We start from the raw sequence: 17236 nt of genomic DNA on the forward strand, positions 1-17236 counted from the left end.
TCTACGCAGGGATGGTGACCGGCAGGCGAAACATGGCCTTGTGCTTCAGCCCTCCTCGTCTGCAGGCGCAGCAGGACCAGGGGTCCCGTCGCCGGATTCGAGCTCGTGGACAATGCTGTACCGACCGCCGGGAGCGTCCAGGATCAGATCGCCTGGCTCGGCCGGGCATCCATCGGCTGTGACAACGCTGTACGACTTGTTGAGCCGCTCCAGAATCAAGCGTGTGCTCTCCTGCTCGGACCGGCGGATCTCCTCGTGGTCGACTGCGTGGATTTCGCGCTCGTCGGGATCGCCGGACACCGCTGAAGCCAGAAGGCATGCCTCGCTGTAGGTGCGGGCGAGACCGACACGGGTCAGCCCGTCCTCATGCGCCGTGACGGAGATCTCGCCCCAGGCCGGATTGATCCCGGCGAGTTCGGCTGTGACCCGGTCGGCCCGGGCATGAGCCGACAACAGCGCCTCGGCCTGGGACTCATCGAGAAAGGGCCGCAACGCCATGACGATCTGTCCAGTTTCGCCTCCCGCCCGCTGCACGTCGCCGGCGAGTTGTCGCGCAGCCCACCGGACAGTCGCGAGGGATTCGCACGCCAGGTCCAGCAGCAGCGGCGCCAGGCGCTCCGGGGACGCCTCCACGACCGCGAGATCCTCACCGTCCGGGCCCTCCACCCGGGCCCTGATCCGAAAGGCCCCCCGGCTGAGCACGCAGGTACGGTAAAGCTCCGGGACCACCTGCGGGAGCTCGGACTCCAGCACATCATTGGCCAGCTCTGCAGGATCGCCCAGCCATACCTCTACTTCCCAGACGGGACCGTGGCGCATGTAACGGCTGGGTAGCACCGCATCCAGGTATGGCATCCATGCACCCCAGCTCTCGTCGGGTTGATTCGAGTGTGGCAGGCAGACCTCCAAGCAGCACGCCAGGTCGTAGAGGTAGTCGTCAGGTCCGGACGCACCGGCTGCGGGGACCCCGGGTTCTGGGGCGGGACCGGTGACGGAAGCCGTGGCCGGGTCGGTACAGGCACGCTCCCCGCGGGGCTCGGAGTCGAGGCGCGTTGACTTTGCCACTGTGATTGTTCCTCAGAGTCGATACCGGTGGGATGGTGCCAGTACGGTTACCAGGTCGCGGAGTTGCTTTCTGCGGCACCGGCAGCCGACCGCCACTGGATATGTCGGCATCGTCGCGCGGATCACGCCCTTCCGATTGCCGTCAGGGAACCGGACCACCTGAAGGGATGAGTACCCAGTCTGCGGATTTGACGACGCTGCCGGTGAGGCCGGAGCGTTGGTTTGGCGAATCTGCTCTGCGGTTCATCGTCTAGGCCGTCGTCGATCTGTCCGCTCCGCAGATCTGCCACCCGCCGCGCAGTCTACGACATCGGCCGCGTCGTCTCAGGTGTCGCGAACGGGGTCGGTGCCATCTGCAAGCAGTGCGCCCGCGAGGCGGTGGAGCAGCGGGTGGCCCGGTGCTGCTGCGACTGCGGCCCGTGCGCGTTCCATCCGGAAGCGGGCGCCGAGTGGGGCCCAGGGAAAAGGCTTGGCCTGGCCACCTGGTGGTGACCGGGCCGGACCGTGCGGGTGCGCGTCAGGCGTTGCGCAGGACTGCGCGACGCCCGCGGTCAGCACAGCGAGCTGCACCGCGTCAAGGCCGAGCGCGCGGGCCTGGCTCTTGGCGACGTTGCCGAGCATGTAGGCGCCGACCAGGGCCGCACCGAAAATCACCATGGCCTGCTGTTGTCGAGAACTCATCTTCTTCACCTCCCTGCGGTGTTGGTGACCGACCACGGTCTCACCGGGCACTGACAGACCGGGGCGGGTCACCTTCCGGGCATGCTTGTATGACTTACTAAAAAGACGTGGATGGTGTCGATGGGGAGGCGTAGAGTCGCCCTAGCGTTTCAAGTTAGATGAATAGGCGTGAAGGTTGTGGGTGTGTTCGTGACGACGGGTCAAGCCGGGACGGCCTTGGGGTGCTCGATCCCGACGGTGAAGAAGCTGATGGCCACCGGCGTGGTCCCCGGCGTCCGCGAGACGGGCCGGCAGGTGTTCCCGCTGGCCGCTCTCCAGCAGCTGCAGGCCCGGCCCGCTGCCGACCTGACCGTGCTCGGTACGGCCGAGGTGGCGGTGCTGCGCTCGGACGCCCCGCAGCGGGTGGAGGAGCCGGACCGGGAATGGATCGGCTTCGGCACCGACATGGACGCGGCGCAGCTGCTGGCCGCGCTGTCCGGCTGGTGGCGGTGCGACCCGGCCCGGGTCGCGGCCGGCGGAGTGCTGCCGGTGACGGTCGCCGGGTTCGTCGTCGCGGTGCTGACTGGCCTCACCGAGTGGGAGGCCGACGGCACCGTCGGCACCGCGGGGCGCTACCGCTTCCCGAAGGCGCGACTGGCCGGCTACCTGACCGACCTCACCGCCCCCGCCAACGCCGCAGACCCGGCCGACACCGAGGACGCGCGTCTGGCGGGCCTGCTGCTCGGCACCCGCCTGGCGTCCGTCTCCGGCGGCCCGATCGCCTACGCCACCACCAACCCGACCACCGATACCGCCGACGAGGGGGGAGTGACCCGCTGATGGACCGCAGGACGTACACCGCCGAACTCGCCGGTCTGCGCGAGCTGCGCACCGAGATCACGGCCGCCGAGAAGACGGTCGCGGCCGCGCAGAAGGAGCTGGACAAGCTCACCGCCCAGCGTGCGCGCCGGGTCGCCGGGCTCGCGGGGTACGAGGGCGCCCAGGCGCCGGCCATCGCGAAGGCCTCCGGGCTGTCAGTCGGCGACGTCGTGCGGATCGCGCCGCTGCTGGACCCGACCCCGGCCGCCGTCCGCGCGGCCAAGGCCGAGGACCAGGCTGCGGCCGCCGCGCCCGTGCAGGCACCGGTTCCGGTGGCCGAGCCCGCGCCGCAGCCGGTCGGCGCCCTCGCCCCGGCGCTGACCCGCCCCGCCCCGGCCCCCGCCCCGGCCCCCGTCGTCGAGCAGCCGGCCGAGGTGCCCGAGGCGCCGCGCGAGGTCGAGGACCAGGCCGTCGCCGCCGAGCAGCCCGCCCCCGCCGCCGTTGCCGCTGCTCCTGCTGTCGCTGCGCCGGTCGAGTCGGCTATCTCGGTCGCTTCGGTCGCTGTCCCGCAGTGGCCGATGGTGGAGGCCGGGCCGCGTGATCTGCCGACACTCCCGGAGGGCCCGGACGGTGCCCGGTTCGAGGCCGTCACCAGCGGTCTGGTGTCCAAGCGCCCGAACTTCGTGCAGCAGGCCCGCGCGACGGTGTTCCTGGACGCCGCGACCGGTGAGCTGGCGGTCCGCGACCAGGTCGTGCGCCTGGCCCTCGGCGCGAAGACGCCGGGGGAGATCCTGGACGCCGTCCTGGCCACCGCGCCGGGCACCGAGCGCATCTACATCACCGCCGGCGCCCCCTGGCACGACGGCGCCGAGCGGTACTCCACTCTCAAGGACGCGGTCGCCGCCTGGCTCAACACCCCCTCCGAGCGGTGGACGACCGCTGTCGGGGCGGGTCGGGACAAGCTGGCCGGGCACTTCGTGCACCAGCGCCAGCCCGTCGGCCGCTACGCCCCCGCCACCGCCCCGGACAGCGCCACCACCGAGATCCGCTCGATCGGCGAGTGGTTCGATGCGGACGGCGCCGACGCCGCGACGTGCCGCCAGGCGTTCACGCTGCTGTGGCAGGCACTGCGCCGGCACTGGGACGACGTCGTGTTGATGGGCTCCCCGTCGCAGACGGGCCGGGACCTGTGGTCGCGCACGATCCCTGCCAAGGGCAAGTGGGCGGGCGGCTATCCGGTGCTGTCGGAGGAGCTGCGCGCTCTGCTGCACGCCACTGGTGGGCAGGGCCGCACCGAGCTGATCCTGCCCCCGCGGGTGCCGGAGCAGTTGCCGGCGCTGGTGGAGTACGACCGCACGTTCGCCTACGCGAAGCACCTGTGGAAGTCCCCGGTCGGCACCCCGGCCCGCATCACCGCCCGAACGTTCGCGGCGATGACGGAGGCGGAGCAGGCGAAGGCGCTGATGTCCTGCTCGCACTGGAAGGTGCGCGTGACCGTCCCGGCCGGGTGGAACCACGTCGGGCTGCTGCCCGCCCCGGTGACCGGTGAGCGCGCCTGGGTCTACCCCTCCGACCCGGGCGCGACGTTCACCACCTGGGCGGGCGGCGCGGAGGTGCACCTGGCGCTGTCCAACCACCTGATGCCGTGGAAGGTGGAGATCCTCGGCGGTCTGGTCTTCGAGGACGGCAAGCCGCTGGACGACTGGGGCAAGAAGTTGAAGGCCGCCTGGGCGGACCTGACCAACCTCTCCCGCATCCACGGTGACGAGCGGCAGCGGCAGGCGGCCTACCTCGCCTCCCGCGCCGTGCGCAGCGTGCTGCTGTTCGGCCTGGGCGGCTTCGCCCAGCGTCCGCGTCTGGTGTCCGGCACCACCCCGGTGGGGGAGGCGCTGCCGGCGGGGGTGGAGATCCTCGGCCAGGACGGCGAGGTGGTGACCTGGCAGCGGCAGGCCGGGTTCTCCCGCGACCCCAACGCGCACCCCGAGTGGGCCGCCTACGTCTGGTCAGGGGCCCGGGCCGCGCTGCTGGACATGAAGTACCGCGACGGCAAGGAGATCGTCGGCGTCGCCGGCGCGCTGCACGCCCGGCCGGGCACGGTCGTGTACTTCGGCACCGACGGCATCGCCCTGACCGAACGCCAGCCCTGGCCCTACCGGGGCGAGCCCGGTGACTACCTCCTCAAGGGACACCTCACCGGGCCCATCCCGCACCCCACCAGCCAGGAGCAGTACCTCAAGCTGCGCGGCCAGGGCCGCGCCGAACTCGCCGCCGGAGGTGACCAGTGAGCCCCGCCGACCCGCAGAACCCGAACGAAGCCGCGAGGCTGACCCAGCAGCTGATCGACCAGGGCTACACCAAGCGCCAGGTCGCCAAGATGCTCGGCCGCGACGCCTCCCTCGTCTCCCAGTTCTTCACCAAGGGCAAGGGCGCCGCGTTCGTCGGGGCCCTGCGCCAGATGGTGCGGGCCGTGCGCGGCGGCGAGCGGGACGAGGAGGCACTGGCCGGCATCGCGGAGGCGAACACCTCCCGCCGCCGCACCAAGACGGGGCAGAAGGCGCGGGTGCGGGGCAAGGACGTGATCGGTGTTCCGGGCGGCAGCATGGCCGGACGCGCCGGGAAGCAGGCCATCAAGTCGGGCGCCGCGCACCTGGCGGGTGTCATTCACGCGGCCGCGGCCGCCGACGGCCGGGTCGCCCTGACGGTGCGCATGCGTGGGACGTTCTTCACCTTGGCGGCCGGGTCGAAGCAGGACTCGCCGGGCATCCGACGCGGTGTGGTCCCCCGCGCGGACGGCACCGAGGAGCGCACCTACGGCTCGTCCGCCACCGGCGGATTCCCCGCCACCGAATGGTCCCGTCGGGTGGCCGACTCCCACGGCGACGTCGTCCACGCCGTGCAGACCTGGCTGATCGAGACGGGCCGCGCCATCCCCGAGGCGGAGATCGTCTACCTGGAGATCCGCACCTGGACCCCCGACGGCCACCAGACCTCCGAAGTCCTGATCAGCTGACCACCGGCGGCACCCGACCACCTCCCCGCACCACCCGGCAGACGAAGGAGAACCACCGCCGTGCAGACCACCACCGCCACCGCCGAGCAGGACGTGCCGGCCGCTCTGCGCGCCCAGGCCGTACCTCCCGTCCCGGCGCAGCAGCCGTCCGGCACCACCGCCGTGAACCCGTTGCCGCTGCACTGGTTCCAGAAGGATGCCGTCGCGGCCGCGGTGAAGGCCGTCAAGAACGGTGGCCGCGCCACGATCGTCGCCGCCACCGGCTCCGGCAAGACGCTCATCGCCGCCGGCTGCGCTCGCCGCCTGGCGGCGAGGGGACGGGTGCTGGTGCTGGTGCCGACGATCGAGCTGCTGGAGCAGACCGCTGAAGCCTGGTCGCTGAAGGGCGGCCGCCGGGGACTTGCGGTGGCGGCGTGTTCGCGGGCGGAGGCGCTGGAGAGCGCGGAGGCCGGCGGCCGAGTCCACGCCCAGGTCACCACTCAGGCCCCGCGGATCGCCGACCTGGTGACCAAGCTGAAGGCAGGCGAGCCGGTCACCGTCTACGCGACCTACGCGAGCCTGGAGCGGATCGTCAAGGCGCACAAGGACTTCGGTCTCCCGGTCTGGGACGTCGTGGTCATCGACGAGGCCCACCGGACGGCAGGCTCCGAAGGGAAGGCGTGGGCGGCGATCCACTCCGACGAGAAGGTTCCGGCGCTGCGCCGCCTGTACTTCACTGCCACCCCGAAGATCGCCGACGACACCCGCGCGAAGGCCGGCCTTGCCGACCTCACCACCGACGCCGACGGCCAGGGCGCCGAGCAACTGCCCGCGCTCTGCTCCATGACGGACACCCGCATCTACGGCGAGACCGTCTACACCTGGACGCTCGGACAGGGAATCGAGCACGGCTACCTCGCCGACTACCGCGTCCTGGTCCCCGTCGTCACCGACGAGGACCTGCGTGAACTCCTCAACCTCCCCGCCGTCGCCGACCTCCGCTCCCAGCGCTCCAACGAGGAACTCCTCAGGCTGGCCCTGCAGATCGCCGTGCTGCGCGCGGTGGCGGACCTGGAGCTGCGCCGGGTCATCACCTTCCACTCCCGGGTGACCGCGGCCCGGGAGTTCGCCACGACCATGAACGCCACCGCCGAGCTGCTCCCCGACCGGGACCGGCCGGAGCGGGTGACCGCCCTCGCGGTGGCCGGCTCCGACAAGCTCAAGGACCGTCGGGCGGCGTTCGCGACCTTCTCGGCCTCCACCGGCGAGCGGCCCGGGGAGGAGGGCGAGGAGTGCTGCATCATCTGCAACAGCCGGCTTCTGAACGAGGGCATCGACGTCGAGGCCGTCGACGCCATCGTCTTCGCCGACCCCAAGAACTCGGTCATCGACGTCGTCCAGGCCGTCGGCCGGGCCCTGCGCCAGGCCTACCGGCAGGGCAAGGTCTCCTGGGTCATCATCCCCGTCTACCTCCCCACCCCGCTGGTCGGCGACGACACCCAGGCCGCCGACCCGGCCAAGGTGACCGAGGCCGGGGAGGCGGTCAAGGCCGAGGCCGACGAGGAGATCGAGGCCAGCTCGTTCCGCACCATCTGGCGCGTCCTGCGGGCGCTGGCCGCCCACGACGCCCGGGTCGTCGGCCGGATCACCGAACTGCGCACCAAGCGAGTGGGAGAGAAGGGCGACGTCACCGAGCCGGAGACGGGGGAGGAGTCGGGCGAGGCCGCCGACGGCGAGCAGCCGGACCCGCAGTCGCCGGTGGAGTGGCTGCGGATCAACGCCCGAAAGCACGCCGCCCAGATCCTCCAGACGGTGAAGCTGCGCACCTTCAACCCGCGCGCCACCGAGTGGCAGCGGATGTATCAACTGGCCGCCGCGTTCCACACCAGCCACCACCACCTCGACCCCACGGACAAGACCCGCGACGGCGCACTGATCTCCTGGCTCGACCGCCAGCGCTACCTGAGCGGCGCCGGCCTGCTCGCCCCGGTCCGCATCCACGAACTCGACCAGCTCGGCATGATCTGGGACAAGCACGCCCGCTCCTGGGACCGCGGCTACGCCCACGCCCGCGCCTGGGCCGCCACCCACAGCCACCTGGCGATCCCGGCCGCCGAGAAGCTCGACGGCCACGCCGTCGGCGCCTGGATGGGCCGCCAGCGCAAGAACACCAAGCTCACCGCCGTCCAGGACGCCAAGCTCACCGCGCTGGACGCGATGTGGCGCATCGAACCGGACTGGACCCGCTCCTACCGCCGTCTGCTCGCCTACCTCGCCACCGGCGGCACCCTCGACGGCCCGGCGAACCGCACCGGCGGCGAAGCCGACCCGACCTTCCGGCCCGGCGCCTGGCTGCGCAAGCAGGACAAGGCCCGCGCCGAGGAGAAGCTGACGGTCCAGCAGACCGCGCTCCTGGACGCCCTGCCCGACGCCCTCGCCGAGCAACCGGAGCAGGGCCCGGCCGAGCGCACGGTCACCTGGACCGCCGAGTGGACGTGCCGTGCATGCGGAGACGGGGGCGATGCCCAGTTCGAGGACGGCACCAGCGTGGACGCCGACCACGACTGCGACCAGGACGACGACGGCGCGATCGACTGGGAGGGCCGCGCCGAGTGCACCTGCGGCTGGGCGCTGGAGACCCAGTTCGCCAACGGCGACTACGTCGAGGCCGACCACCACTGCGTCACCGACCGGTAGCCCACCACGGGGGCGGCCCACCAAGCCGCCCCCGCCCTCATCCCGCCGACCAGGAAGGCCCCGCCCGCTCCTGCAGGGCTCCTTCGCGGACCTCTTCGACCGCTACGACGTGGGCATCCCACCCGCAAACCCGACCACTGCGTCCGGCCCGGGTGGTGCTCGCCTCCGGGACTCTTGATGGCCGCCGGGCGCTGCCTGCCCGCCTTCAGTGGAGTCGCGGCGGCGGGGCGATTCCTTGATGGTCACTCTGGGGCTCGGACGCCCACCTTGATGGTCCTCCCGGGGCGGTGGCCCATACCTTGATGGGCCACCAAGGTATGCAGTGGATACCTTGGTGGCCCGGTCACGGCTAGATAACGTCGCAGGTCAAAGCATTGGTGAGGGTGGGTCGGACACCTTGATGTCCGACCCACCCTGGGTCGCTCTTCTGCCGTTCGATGTGTGCCGGTCGGTGGGCGAGGGGTTGCCACCGCTCAGGTGAGCGCTGCGGTGACCTTCTCGATTGCCGAGCGGGAGGCTGGCGGGCAGGTGGGGCTGATCGCGATGATCAGCCGGAAGTCGTTGCTGGTCGTGCCTGCGATGGCAAGGGCGAGTGCGACGAAATTTGTGGTGGTGCCGCCGAGCAGTTGCTGCAACCGCGCCTGCCAGACATGGTCCGGGCGTATCCATGCCTGGCCGGTGCGCGCCGCCTCCACGATGAGCAGGGTGGGGCCCGCGGCCTTCGCCTGGTTGTTCTTCGCGCCTTCTGTGAGCTTGTTCGCGATGAAGGTCTCGACGTCCGCGAGGTGGTCAGTCAGCTCCGCGCTGGAGACCGTCATGGTGACCGAGTCGGCGCTCTGATCGGGGCCCGCGGGCGAACCGCTGATGTCCACCTCGATCTCGGGCTGCGCCAGCGTCGGGTGACCCACCTTGCCGGTCAAGGTGAACGGCTTGCCCACCGCCACCGACTGTGCGACCTGATCGCGGAGCCGGACGATCTCGGTCTCCTTGATGCGGGCCGGCTGCTCGGAGAAGCAGATCTCGACGGCGAAGCCTGTTCCTACGAGCTCGGTCTCGATCGCGTCCCGCAGGTCCCTGCTCTGGCTGGTCCACCGATTGGTGATCTCGATGTGCAGGGGCTCTCCGATGAGTTCGATGTCCGGCTGGGGCGTACTGCCCTCGGGCAGGAAGCGGAAGGGGACTCGGCCCTGGAGCTTGCCGGCGATGAGAAGTTCTGTCCGTACGTCCATGCACTCCTGCCAGGTGGAGGCGCGATTCATTGCCTTCCGCTTGGAGGTGAGGGAATGCCCGGCCGACTGAAGGCCGCGGATGAGATCTTCGAGTTGTTGCAGGACCTGCTGTTGACCGACAGAGCCGTCATAGGCGGCCCGGATCGGATGGCTCGGCCGTGTGCCGATCCAGGGCTTCAGGTCGGGCCATTGGTCGAACGGGTCCGATGGTGCTTCGGTGGAGGCGGTGTGCTGGGCCACTGATCGTCAACTCTCGTGCTGAGGGCGGCTACCGGGAGCGCGGGTTGGTCGGGACTCCACACCCTTGCATCCCAGCTGGACATCGCGCCAGCAGGATGTCCGCCCAGCTCCCTGTAGGCGCACGGCAGTCGCCGGTCGCCGCAGACGAGTACGGCGGGGCCGTTGCTGGACCCGGTCCTCGACCCGGGCAGCCCTGGCCGGCGGTGAGCAGCTCGGCGAGGGCCGGTTGCTCCTCGGCCAGCTGTAGGTTCACCACCACCGCGCCCATGGCGGTGGCCGTGGTGCCGATCAGGAAGACCAGGAACCGTAAGAAGGTCGTCCAGAGCCGATTCCAGGAGCGCCCGGCGCTGCTCGCGCGGGCAGTTCCTACAAGCGGACGCAGGCCGCGAGCTGCGCCACCAGCAGCGTGCTCAGCGCCAGCGGCGGGTGCTGTCGGACCTGGTCGAGCGAGCACCTCGCCCAGGGTGGCCTGGTTGTCCGAACGACCTGGCACGAACCGGCCTGCCGGGCCTGGTCCAGGCGGTGACCACCACGGTGCAGGCCCCGACCCGGTCCGGACCAGGGTGTGCGGCCCTGCTCCACGACGACCGCCTCGCCCTGATCCGGCGCGACCGGCCCGACGGCGTCCAGCACTCGCTGCCCGGCGGCCTGGTCGAGCCCGGCGAAGACCCGCACGCCGTGCTGCGCCGCGAGCTCCTCGAGGAGCTCGGCCTCGACCTGGACGACCTGCCCACCCGGCCGCGGCTGTGCTTCGCCCAGGACCAGGCCACTGCGCGACCGGGCCGTCGCCGACGCCCACACCGACCTGCGCACCGCCGACCGGTACGCCGACGCCGGTGACGAGAGCGCCCTCGCCCGCGCCGCGCTCGCCTACCAGGAGTGGCAGCGCATCCGTGGCGAGGCCGCCACCGCCGCAGGCGAGACCTACGACCCTGACCGGGACCTCGGCCTGCAACGGGCCCAGACCGCGGCCCGCCACCGCCAGGACGTCGCGCAGTGCGCCGCCGAGGCCGCCCACGACGCCCGGCAGCGCACCGACGCCGCGCACCGCCAGTTCGCCGGAGCGGCTGCCGGCCCGCTGTACACCGCCCTCGCCCGCGCCGGGCTCCACACCCTGACCGAGGGCGACCACCAAGCGGTGCGCGAGCTCACCCGCCACCTCGGCCCGGCCACAGTCCAGCAGGTCGCGGACTGGCTCGAGCGCACCCGCGCCACCGCCCACGCCCTGGCCGCCGACCAGACGAGGCCCACCCGGCCCGTCGAACGCCGCAACCGGTTCTGACCTTTTTGTTTAACCTCGCAGGTCACCCGACCTGCTGATCTGCGGTTCTTCCCGGGACAGCGGAGGCGGCCGTTCTCCACGCTTCGAGATGTCGAGTCACGAAGCCCAAGAGAACGGCCGCTGCATATGAGTCTCCCCCTTGACCCGCCCACGAGCGACGCATTGGGCATCTTGTCCCGCTTTCGGGTTGAGTTCTACGACTGCCTGTACGCTCGCCCGGACGCGCTCTTCGAGCTGACGGACGCGGTGCTGTGCACGGACGGACCGGTGAAAACGCTGGTGGAACTCTCGCTCGCGGCCGAGCACCGGCGCGGGCACGGCGCCCTGTACCAGGCACTGGACCGGGGATGGCTGGAGCCGACACGGCTGCGCCGCACCCTGACAGGCCTGCCGCTGCCACGGCTCGCGGACGGGAGAATCGCGCTGGTCGTCGACGTGAGCAACTGGCTCCGGCCCGACGCCCCGACCAGCGACGAGCGCCTGTTCTGCCACGTCTACGGCCGCGGTCGAAGCGCCGACCAGTTCGTCCCCGGCTGGCCGTATTCCTTCGTCGCCGCCCTGGAGTCCGGGCGCACGTCATGGGTCGGACTGCTGGACGCGGTCCGGCTGGGACCGGCCGACGACGCGACCGCCGTCACCGCCGCCCGGCTGCGCGAGGTCGTCGAACGCATCATCACGGCATGCCACTGGCACCGCGGCGATCCGGACATCCTCATCGTGATGGACGCCGGCTACGACGTGACCCGCCTGGCCTACGTCCTGTCCGATCTGCCGGTTGAACTGGTCGGCCGACTACGCTCGGACCGGGTCATGCTCCGTGACCCGGGCGAGCCCCGCTCCACCCCGAAGGGCGGACGCCCGCGTCGGCACGGCGGCGTCTTCACCTTCGCCAAGCCCGACAGCTGGCACACCCCGGACGCCGCCACCACCACCGCCACCACCCGCTACGGGAACGCCGAGGCGAGAGCGTGGGACCGGATGCACCAGCGCCTGCAAAAGCGCGGCCCGTGGCTCGACCACGAAGGTGAAATCCCTTTGATCCACGGCACGTTGGTCCGCCTCAAGGTCGAGCACCTGCCGGGCGAGAGGGACGCGAAACCGCTGTGGCTGTGGTCCTCCGCCACCGGCATCGACGCCGAGCACCTGGACCGGATCTGGCGCACGTTCCTGCGCAGATTCGATCTTGAGCACACCTTCCGGCTCATGAAGCAGACCCTCGGTTGGACCACCCCGCGCTTCCGCAACCCGGACACCGCCGACCTGTGGACCTGGCTCGTCATCGTCGCCCACACCCAACTACGCCTCGCCCGCCCCCTCGCCGAGGACCTGCGCCGTCCCTGGGAGAAACCGGCCCCGCCGAGCAGGCTCACCCCCGCCCGGGTCCGACGCGGGTTCCGCAACATCCGCGCGAAGACGCCGAGGCTGTCGCACGGCTTCCCCCGTCCGCGAGTCAAGAGCGCGATTTCGTGGTGCCGACAAGGAGTTTGCTGAGGTTGTGGACGGTGCCGAGGAGCTTGATCTCGGTGTCGACAGCTCGGCGTCCGCGGTAGTTGAGGTGTCGGCCGAACCGCTGGAAGAGCTGGGCGAAGCCAGGCTCGACGAGAGCGCTGCGCTGGCGGTACCGGGCCCGGCCGGCCGGGGTCGCCAGGCGGTCGGCCATGGGTTGTTGGCCGGCGGGGGCGGTCTGGCGCTTCGCGGGGAAGCCTGCCTGGTCAGCCTCGCTGGTGACCGAGACCAGCAGCGGCAGGTCGGCGAGCTCCTCGAAGGAGGCGGCGCTGGCGTATCCGCTGTCCGCGAGCCAGAGCAGGATGTCGCCCGCCAGACCTGCCGCGCGCTGGTTCTCCTGGGTCTTCCTGACCATCGGGATCAGTGCGGTGCGGTCCGAGGGGTTGTCGTGGAGGTCGATGGCCAGCAGGATCTGGCGGCGCGCGCAGACGATCTGCAGGTTGTATCCCTGCAGGTAGCCGCCGTGCTTGCCCAGTTGTAGCCGTGAGTCCGGATCGCTCAGGCTGGCGACGGCGGTCGGGGAGGGCATCGGCTCGGGGCTGCTTGCCCGCTCCAGGTGAGCGAGGGCCTTCGCCAGTCGGGCCCGCTGCCGGACCAGGACCGTCTTGTTCTCCATGGGCACGGGCGGTCGACCGTTGGCGGCCCGGCGCCCTGCCTCCCGGTCGGCCTCGGTCCGTGCTTGGTACTTCCTCAGTTTCTCCTGATGGGCCGCAGTCTCCGCGGTCAACCGCTCCTCCGCGCGGGCCACGATGCGTTCGGCTGCCTGAACCTTGATCCTTATCTCGTTGGCGGACGGCAGGGCGCGTTGGTGGAGCCGGTCCCGGGCCGTGCGAGCCCTGGCGAGCAGGTCACACAGGCGTGACATCCTCGGCCAGTCGTCACGCTGGGGCTCGTCGTCGGCGTCCGTAGCGTCGCGGGTCTCGACGCGCCGGGCATGGTCGCGCGCGTCGTCCATGAGCGCGCTGATCTCGTCCTCGCACCGGGCGATGACGGTCTCGAGACGCGGCAACTGCTTGTTGGAGTCACGGGACGCGTTCGCGTCCATCGGCGAGCCATCCACCGCGACCGCCGACAGATCGACCAGCCCACGACTGCCACACAGGGCCAGCACCTGCACGAACAGCCGGGTCAGCGCGTCGCGGTGACGCTGGACGAACCGTGCGACGGTGGAATGGTCCACGGCGCGGTTCGCGGTGATGATCCGGCAGCCCAGATCGTCCCAGCAGGCCCGTTCGATGCCGCGCGAGGAGCGTATGCCCTTGCTGTAGCAGTAGAAGATCAGCGCCACCAAGGCGGCTGGCGGGTAGGCGACGCCGCCCTGCCCGTCGGCACGATAGCCGCCCTCGAAGGCCGAGAGGTCGAGCCCTTCGACCACCTCAAGCACTCTCCAACACAAGTGCCCTGGCGGCAGCCACTCCCGGGCACTCTTCGGCATCTCAAGATCACGTTCGCGGTCGCACAGCAGGAAGTTCCGCCCCACCGATCCAGACTCCAACGTCCCCACGACGACTTGAACCGAACATCGAATCGCTCTTGACTCGCGGACGGGGGAAGCCGTGCGACAGCCTCCGGCCCGTCCGGCGGCCGCACCGAAACCGTCCCGGCCAGGGCCGGGACGGCCCGCAGGCTCGAAGAACAAGAACCGCGCCAAGCACCACGACGTCGGCAAGACCGTGAAACGCGCCGAATCGATCAAGGATCACCAAGCGCAGCGAGGTTAAACGCCAAGCTCAGTGGCTGTTGTCGTTCCGATCTTGAGGTGTGCTGGTCGAACGGGAGTCTCGATCGGGTGAGTGCGGCGGCCGGCGCGCATGAAAGCAGGGCCTCTTGGTAGCTCGAAGGGTGTCTACGCCAAAGAGCGGTCCAGGAGGCCCTGTTGTCGCAGTTCTACGGCATCGCGGGAGCGGGGTCCACTTCGGTCACTCTCGCGTGTGACTGCCTGGCACACCGGTTCGGGAACGCCGCCGATCACGGGGTCCGTGCGCGCCACTACCCGACGGACATGTCCGATGCGGAGTGGGCGGTGGTGCGGCCGCTGCTGCCGGTGCCGGGCTGGCTGCGCGGGCGGGGCGGGCAGCCGGAGGCGTACTGCCACCGCGCGATGTTGGACGCGGTCCGCTACCTCGTCGACAACGGAACGAAGTGGCGGGCCATGCCGGCCGACTTCCCGCCGTGGGACCGGGTCTACGCGTTCTTCCGCCGCTGGCGCGACCACGGTCTGGTCAAGGAGTTCCACGACCGGCTCCGCCGCAAGGTCCGCGAGCGGGCCGGGCGGGAGCCGGAGCCGAGCGCCGGTGTGATCGACTCCCAGTCGGTGAAGGCGGACGCCGTCGTCGGCGCCGACAGCCGCGGCTTCGACGGCGGCAAGCTGATCAACGGCCGCAAGAGGCACGCCGTGGTCGACACCCTCGGCCTGCTGCTGGGGGTGACAGTCACCGCCGCAGATGTCGGCGACCGCGCCGCCGCGCGGGTTCTGCTCGCCCAGGTGGCCGCCGCGCACCACCGGCTGGCGCTGGTCTGGGCCGACGGCGGCTACACGGGCAGCCTCGTCGAGTACTGCCTGGCCGCCCTCGCCCTGGTCCTCGCCATCGTCAAGCGCAGTGACGACATGCGCGGCTTCGTCGTGCTGCCCAAGCGGTGGATCGTGGAGCGGTTCTTCGCCCACCTGATGCAAAGCCGCCGCCTCACACGGGACTTCGAACGATCCGTCAGCAGCGCGGAGGCGATGGTCTACTGGTCGATGACGACGCTCATGACCCGCCGCCTTGCCCGGCCACGGCCTTCGCGAGCGTGAACCGGCCCGGTGCCGGCTCGGCCAGCCACCCCCGCGCTGTCAGCCGCTTCGCCTTCGACCGCAACGCCTCGATCTTCGCGGGCACCGGGTCCAGGCCGAAGCAGCCGGCCATCTCCTGGCACGTCAGCGGGCCTTGGCCCAGACGGCTCCGGTCCGCGAGGATCTGCAGGATGCGCTGGTAGTCCGCCGACAACGCCGACCAGGCCAGACCCGCGCGCCACATCGGCACCACCGACTTCCGCTTCACCGCCTCCGAAGACGCAGGCAGCGCCGGCTGTTCACCGTGATCCGACGGATTCCCTGCGACATCCGGGCCGACGGCGTCGCCCGGGGACAGCACCTCGCCGACGCGTGAGCGGGCGATGACCCACTCGTTCCACTCCCGCTCGGCCACGACCAGCTCGGCCTGGATACGGTCGGCCTCCTCCCGCAGATCGTCCATACGACGGCGAGCGGAGAGCTCGCGCTGTTCCAGCAGCCCAACGACCGACGGCATCCCGACCTCCACCAGGGCGACGACACGACACGTCACCACTCCCCGAGACCACCGACCCTATGCCCGACCAGCGGAAACGCAGCCCTCAAGCCCGGAAAGACAACAGCCACTCAGCCACCACTGATCGTCTGTCTGGGAGTGTCAGCGATTGTTGACCATCTCGCTGTCACCGGATTCTGGCTAATGAGGGCCATGGTTCATTCTTGACCTATGGTCAGGGAAGTGGTGGTGTTGGCCGTATGACAGGACCTGTTCGGATGACCCGCCCGACGGTGGAGGTTTTGCGCCTGCTGTTGGCGGCCTCGGCGCACGAGCCGTTGTGGGCGGCGAGGATCAGCGAGCGGGCGGCCTTGGGCAAGAGCACGGTCTCACAGATCCTGACCAGACTCAGCGAGCGGCAGTGGGTCGTGCTGCGCCAGGAGCAGGGCTCGCACCCGGGCCGTCCGGCGCGGGTGCTGTGCGAGCTGACGCAGCAGGGGTGTATGGAGGCGGAGACGGCACTGGCGGTACGGGGCGCGGGTGATCAAGGAGCCCCCGTGGCGCTCACGGTGGCTGCCGACCAGACGACCCGTCAGGGCCCGGCACGCAACGGAGATTGGACCCACGGGCTGCACCACCTGATCCGCCTGCCCGACTTCGAGGCACTGCGCCAGGTCGCGGCGGACCGGTCGCAGGGCGTCTCGGAGACTGCCGCAGTGGAGCGCATGGCCATCCTGCGGGAAGCGCTCGGTGCGCTCCAGGCCCTGAACGGGCTGCTCACGAGAGAGTTTCTCGCTCGCAGCGCTGTCGGCCCCACCCGCAAGGAGGAGCACTGGGACCTCATGAACGACTTCCTGACTGAGGCGAGCGAGATCTGCAGTAAAGCTCTGGGTGCTCACAACTACTGACACCTGCCGCAAGCCGGGGGCGGCAGGTGTGACGAATTCCCAGGTCAGCTACATGCAGACCATCACGCGAGCTCTGCGGCGGGCCGGTACACACTGCTGCCCTCGACCGGCAGCTCCGGGGTGGGGAGGAGGTCGAGCGGGCCGCAGGCCTCGCCGCGGGTGCGGGCGTCGGTGGCGAAGGCGGTGTGGATCCGGCCGACGTCGAGCAGGTGCTCGCGCCCGTGCCGGACGGTGAGCTGTTCGGTCTCCGGCACGGCGGCCCGACGGCGGGCCTCGGGGAAGGTCGCTGCCACCGCCGCGCCCTGGGCGGTGAGGTGCCAGGCCTTTGCCCGGCCAGCCTGCGGCAGGGTCACGAACTCGGCCAGGCCCTCGGTGTGCAGGCGGTCTCCAGATCCCCGTGCACGAATGTGCTCCCTCATTCCGAAGCGCGGGCGTGCTGCATGCCAAGCTCTGCCCGGCGGATGGCCGCCGGGTGTGACCTGTTGGTGATTGTGGGGGTGGTTTGGCCTTACATGCTGGATTGTCTGGACCTTTGGTTGGACCGGTTGGGGGGTGGGGGCCGGGGTGTGGTG

Annotated in this window: 14 protein-coding genes and 1 pseudogene; 9 read left to right on the forward strand and 6 right to left on the reverse strand. The window is 70.7% G+C overall.

Translation table 11 applies throughout. The features are described from left to right. Positions 1-45 precede the first annotated feature (45 nt). Together OG715_RS42235 and OG715_RS42240 are read right to left on the reverse strand one after the other, a co-directional pair. Positions 46-855, reverse strand: coding sequence for a hypothetical protein (locus OG715_RS42235; protein ID WP_266271879.1), 810 nt, complete (start codon positions 853-855; stop codon positions 46-48). A 534-nt stretch (positions 856-1389) separates the two neighbouring features. After that, positions 1390-1746: a hypothetical protein gene (locus OG715_RS42240; protein WP_266271878.1), complete on the reverse strand. Its 357-nt coding sequence runs from the start codon at positions 1744-1746 to the stop codon at positions 1390-1392. A 237-nt stretch (positions 1747-1983) separates the two neighbouring features. Here OG715_RS42240 and OG715_RS42245 point away from each other — a divergent pair, with 237 nt between their 5' ends. From OG715_RS42245 to OG715_RS42260, 4 genes are read left to right on the forward strand one after another with little or no spacing between them, the layout of a single operon-like run. Beyond that, a complete protein-coding gene (locus OG715_RS42245) occupies positions 1984-2565 on the forward strand; it encodes a DNA-binding protein (RefSeq protein WP_266271877.1) in 582 nt (193 codons plus the stop codon). After that, on the forward strand, positions 2565-4829 hold the full coding sequence (locus OG715_RS42250; RefSeq protein WP_266271876.1) for a hypothetical protein: 2265 nt from the start codon (positions 2565-2567) through the stop codon (positions 4827-4829). Before OG715_RS42245 ends, OG715_RS42250 begins: the two co-directional genes overlap by 1 nt. After that, a complete protein-coding gene (locus OG715_RS42255) occupies positions 4826-5554 on the forward strand; it encodes a helix-turn-helix domain containing protein (RefSeq protein ID WP_266271875.1) in 729 nt (242 codons plus the stop codon). Before OG715_RS42250 ends, OG715_RS42255 begins: the two co-directional genes overlap by 4 nt. A gap of 60 nt (positions 5555-5614) precedes the next feature. Next, the gene (locus tag OG715_RS42260; RefSeq protein ID WP_266271874.1) at positions 5615-8230 is read left to right on the forward strand and encodes a DEAD/DEAH box helicase; all 2616 of its coding nucleotides are present in this window, start codon (positions 5615-5617) and stop codon (positions 8228-8230) included. Between the two features lie 473 nt (positions 8231-8703). On the opposite strand, the gene OG715_RS42265 is transcribed toward OG715_RS42260, so the two are convergent. Next, on the reverse strand, positions 8704-9699 hold the full coding sequence (locus tag OG715_RS42265; protein WP_266271873.1) for a hypothetical protein: 996 nt from the start codon (positions 9697-9699) through the stop codon (positions 8704-8706). 534 nt (positions 9700-10233) lie between these two features. Here OG715_RS42265 and OG715_RS42270 point away from each other — a divergent pair. From OG715_RS42270 to OG715_RS42280, 3 genes and pseudogenes are all read left to right on the forward strand, one after another. Beyond that, a complete protein-coding gene (locus OG715_RS42270; RefSeq protein ID WP_266274515.1) occupies positions 10234-10539 on the forward strand; it encodes an NUDIX hydrolase in 306 nt (101 codons plus the stop codon). A 298-nt stretch (positions 10540-10837) separates the two neighbouring features. Then, complete coding sequence (locus OG715_RS42275; RefSeq protein ID WP_266271871.1) at positions 10838-10981, forward strand: hypothetical protein; 144 nt, start codon at positions 10838-10840, stop codon at positions 10979-10981. Between the two features lie 126 nt (positions 10982-11107). Further along, positions 11108-12391: pseudogene (locus OG715_RS42280) on the forward strand (NF041680 family putative transposase); the annotation flags it as partial. A 40-nt stretch (positions 12392-12431) separates the two neighbouring features. Here the strand turns inward: OG715_RS42280 and OG715_RS42285 are convergent. Beyond that, complete coding sequence (locus tag OG715_RS42285) at positions 12432-13862, reverse strand: transposase (protein ID WP_327063443.1); 1431 nt, start codon at positions 13860-13862, stop codon at positions 12432-12434. A 627-nt stretch (positions 13863-14489) separates the two neighbouring features. On the opposite strand from OG715_RS42285, the gene OG715_RS42290 reads away from it, so the two are divergent. Further along, on the forward strand, positions 14490-15281 hold the full coding sequence (locus tag OG715_RS42290; protein ID WP_266274514.1) for an IS5 family transposase: 792 nt from the start codon (positions 14490-14492) through the stop codon (positions 15279-15281). On the opposite strand, the gene OG715_RS42295 is transcribed toward OG715_RS42290, so the two are convergent. Then, a complete protein-coding gene (locus OG715_RS42295; RefSeq protein WP_266274513.1) occupies positions 15238-15777 on the reverse strand; it encodes a hypothetical protein in 540 nt (179 codons plus the stop codon). The two genes, OG715_RS42290 and OG715_RS42295, sit on opposite strands and share 44 nt — an antisense overlap. A 257-nt stretch (positions 15778-16034) precedes the next feature. On the opposite strand from OG715_RS42295, the gene OG715_RS42300 reads away from it, so the two are divergent. Next, positions 16035-16664, forward strand: coding sequence for a hypothetical protein (locus tag OG715_RS42300; protein WP_327063442.1), 630 nt, complete (start codon positions 16035-16037; stop codon positions 16662-16664). 62 nt (positions 16665-16726) lie between these two features. On the opposite strand, the gene OG715_RS42305 is transcribed toward OG715_RS42300, so the two are convergent. Then, on the reverse strand, positions 16727-17083 hold the full coding sequence (locus OG715_RS42305; protein WP_327063441.1) for a hypothetical protein: 357 nt from the start codon (positions 17081-17083) through the stop codon (positions 16727-16729). Positions 17084-17236: the final 153 nt, after the last annotated feature.

Origin of the sequence: Kitasatospora purpeofusca, from assembly GCF_036010405.1 — a bacterium.
Classification (GTDB): Bacteria; Actinomycetota; Actinomycetes; order Streptomycetales; family Streptomycetaceae; genus Kitasatospora; species Kitasatospora purpeofusca.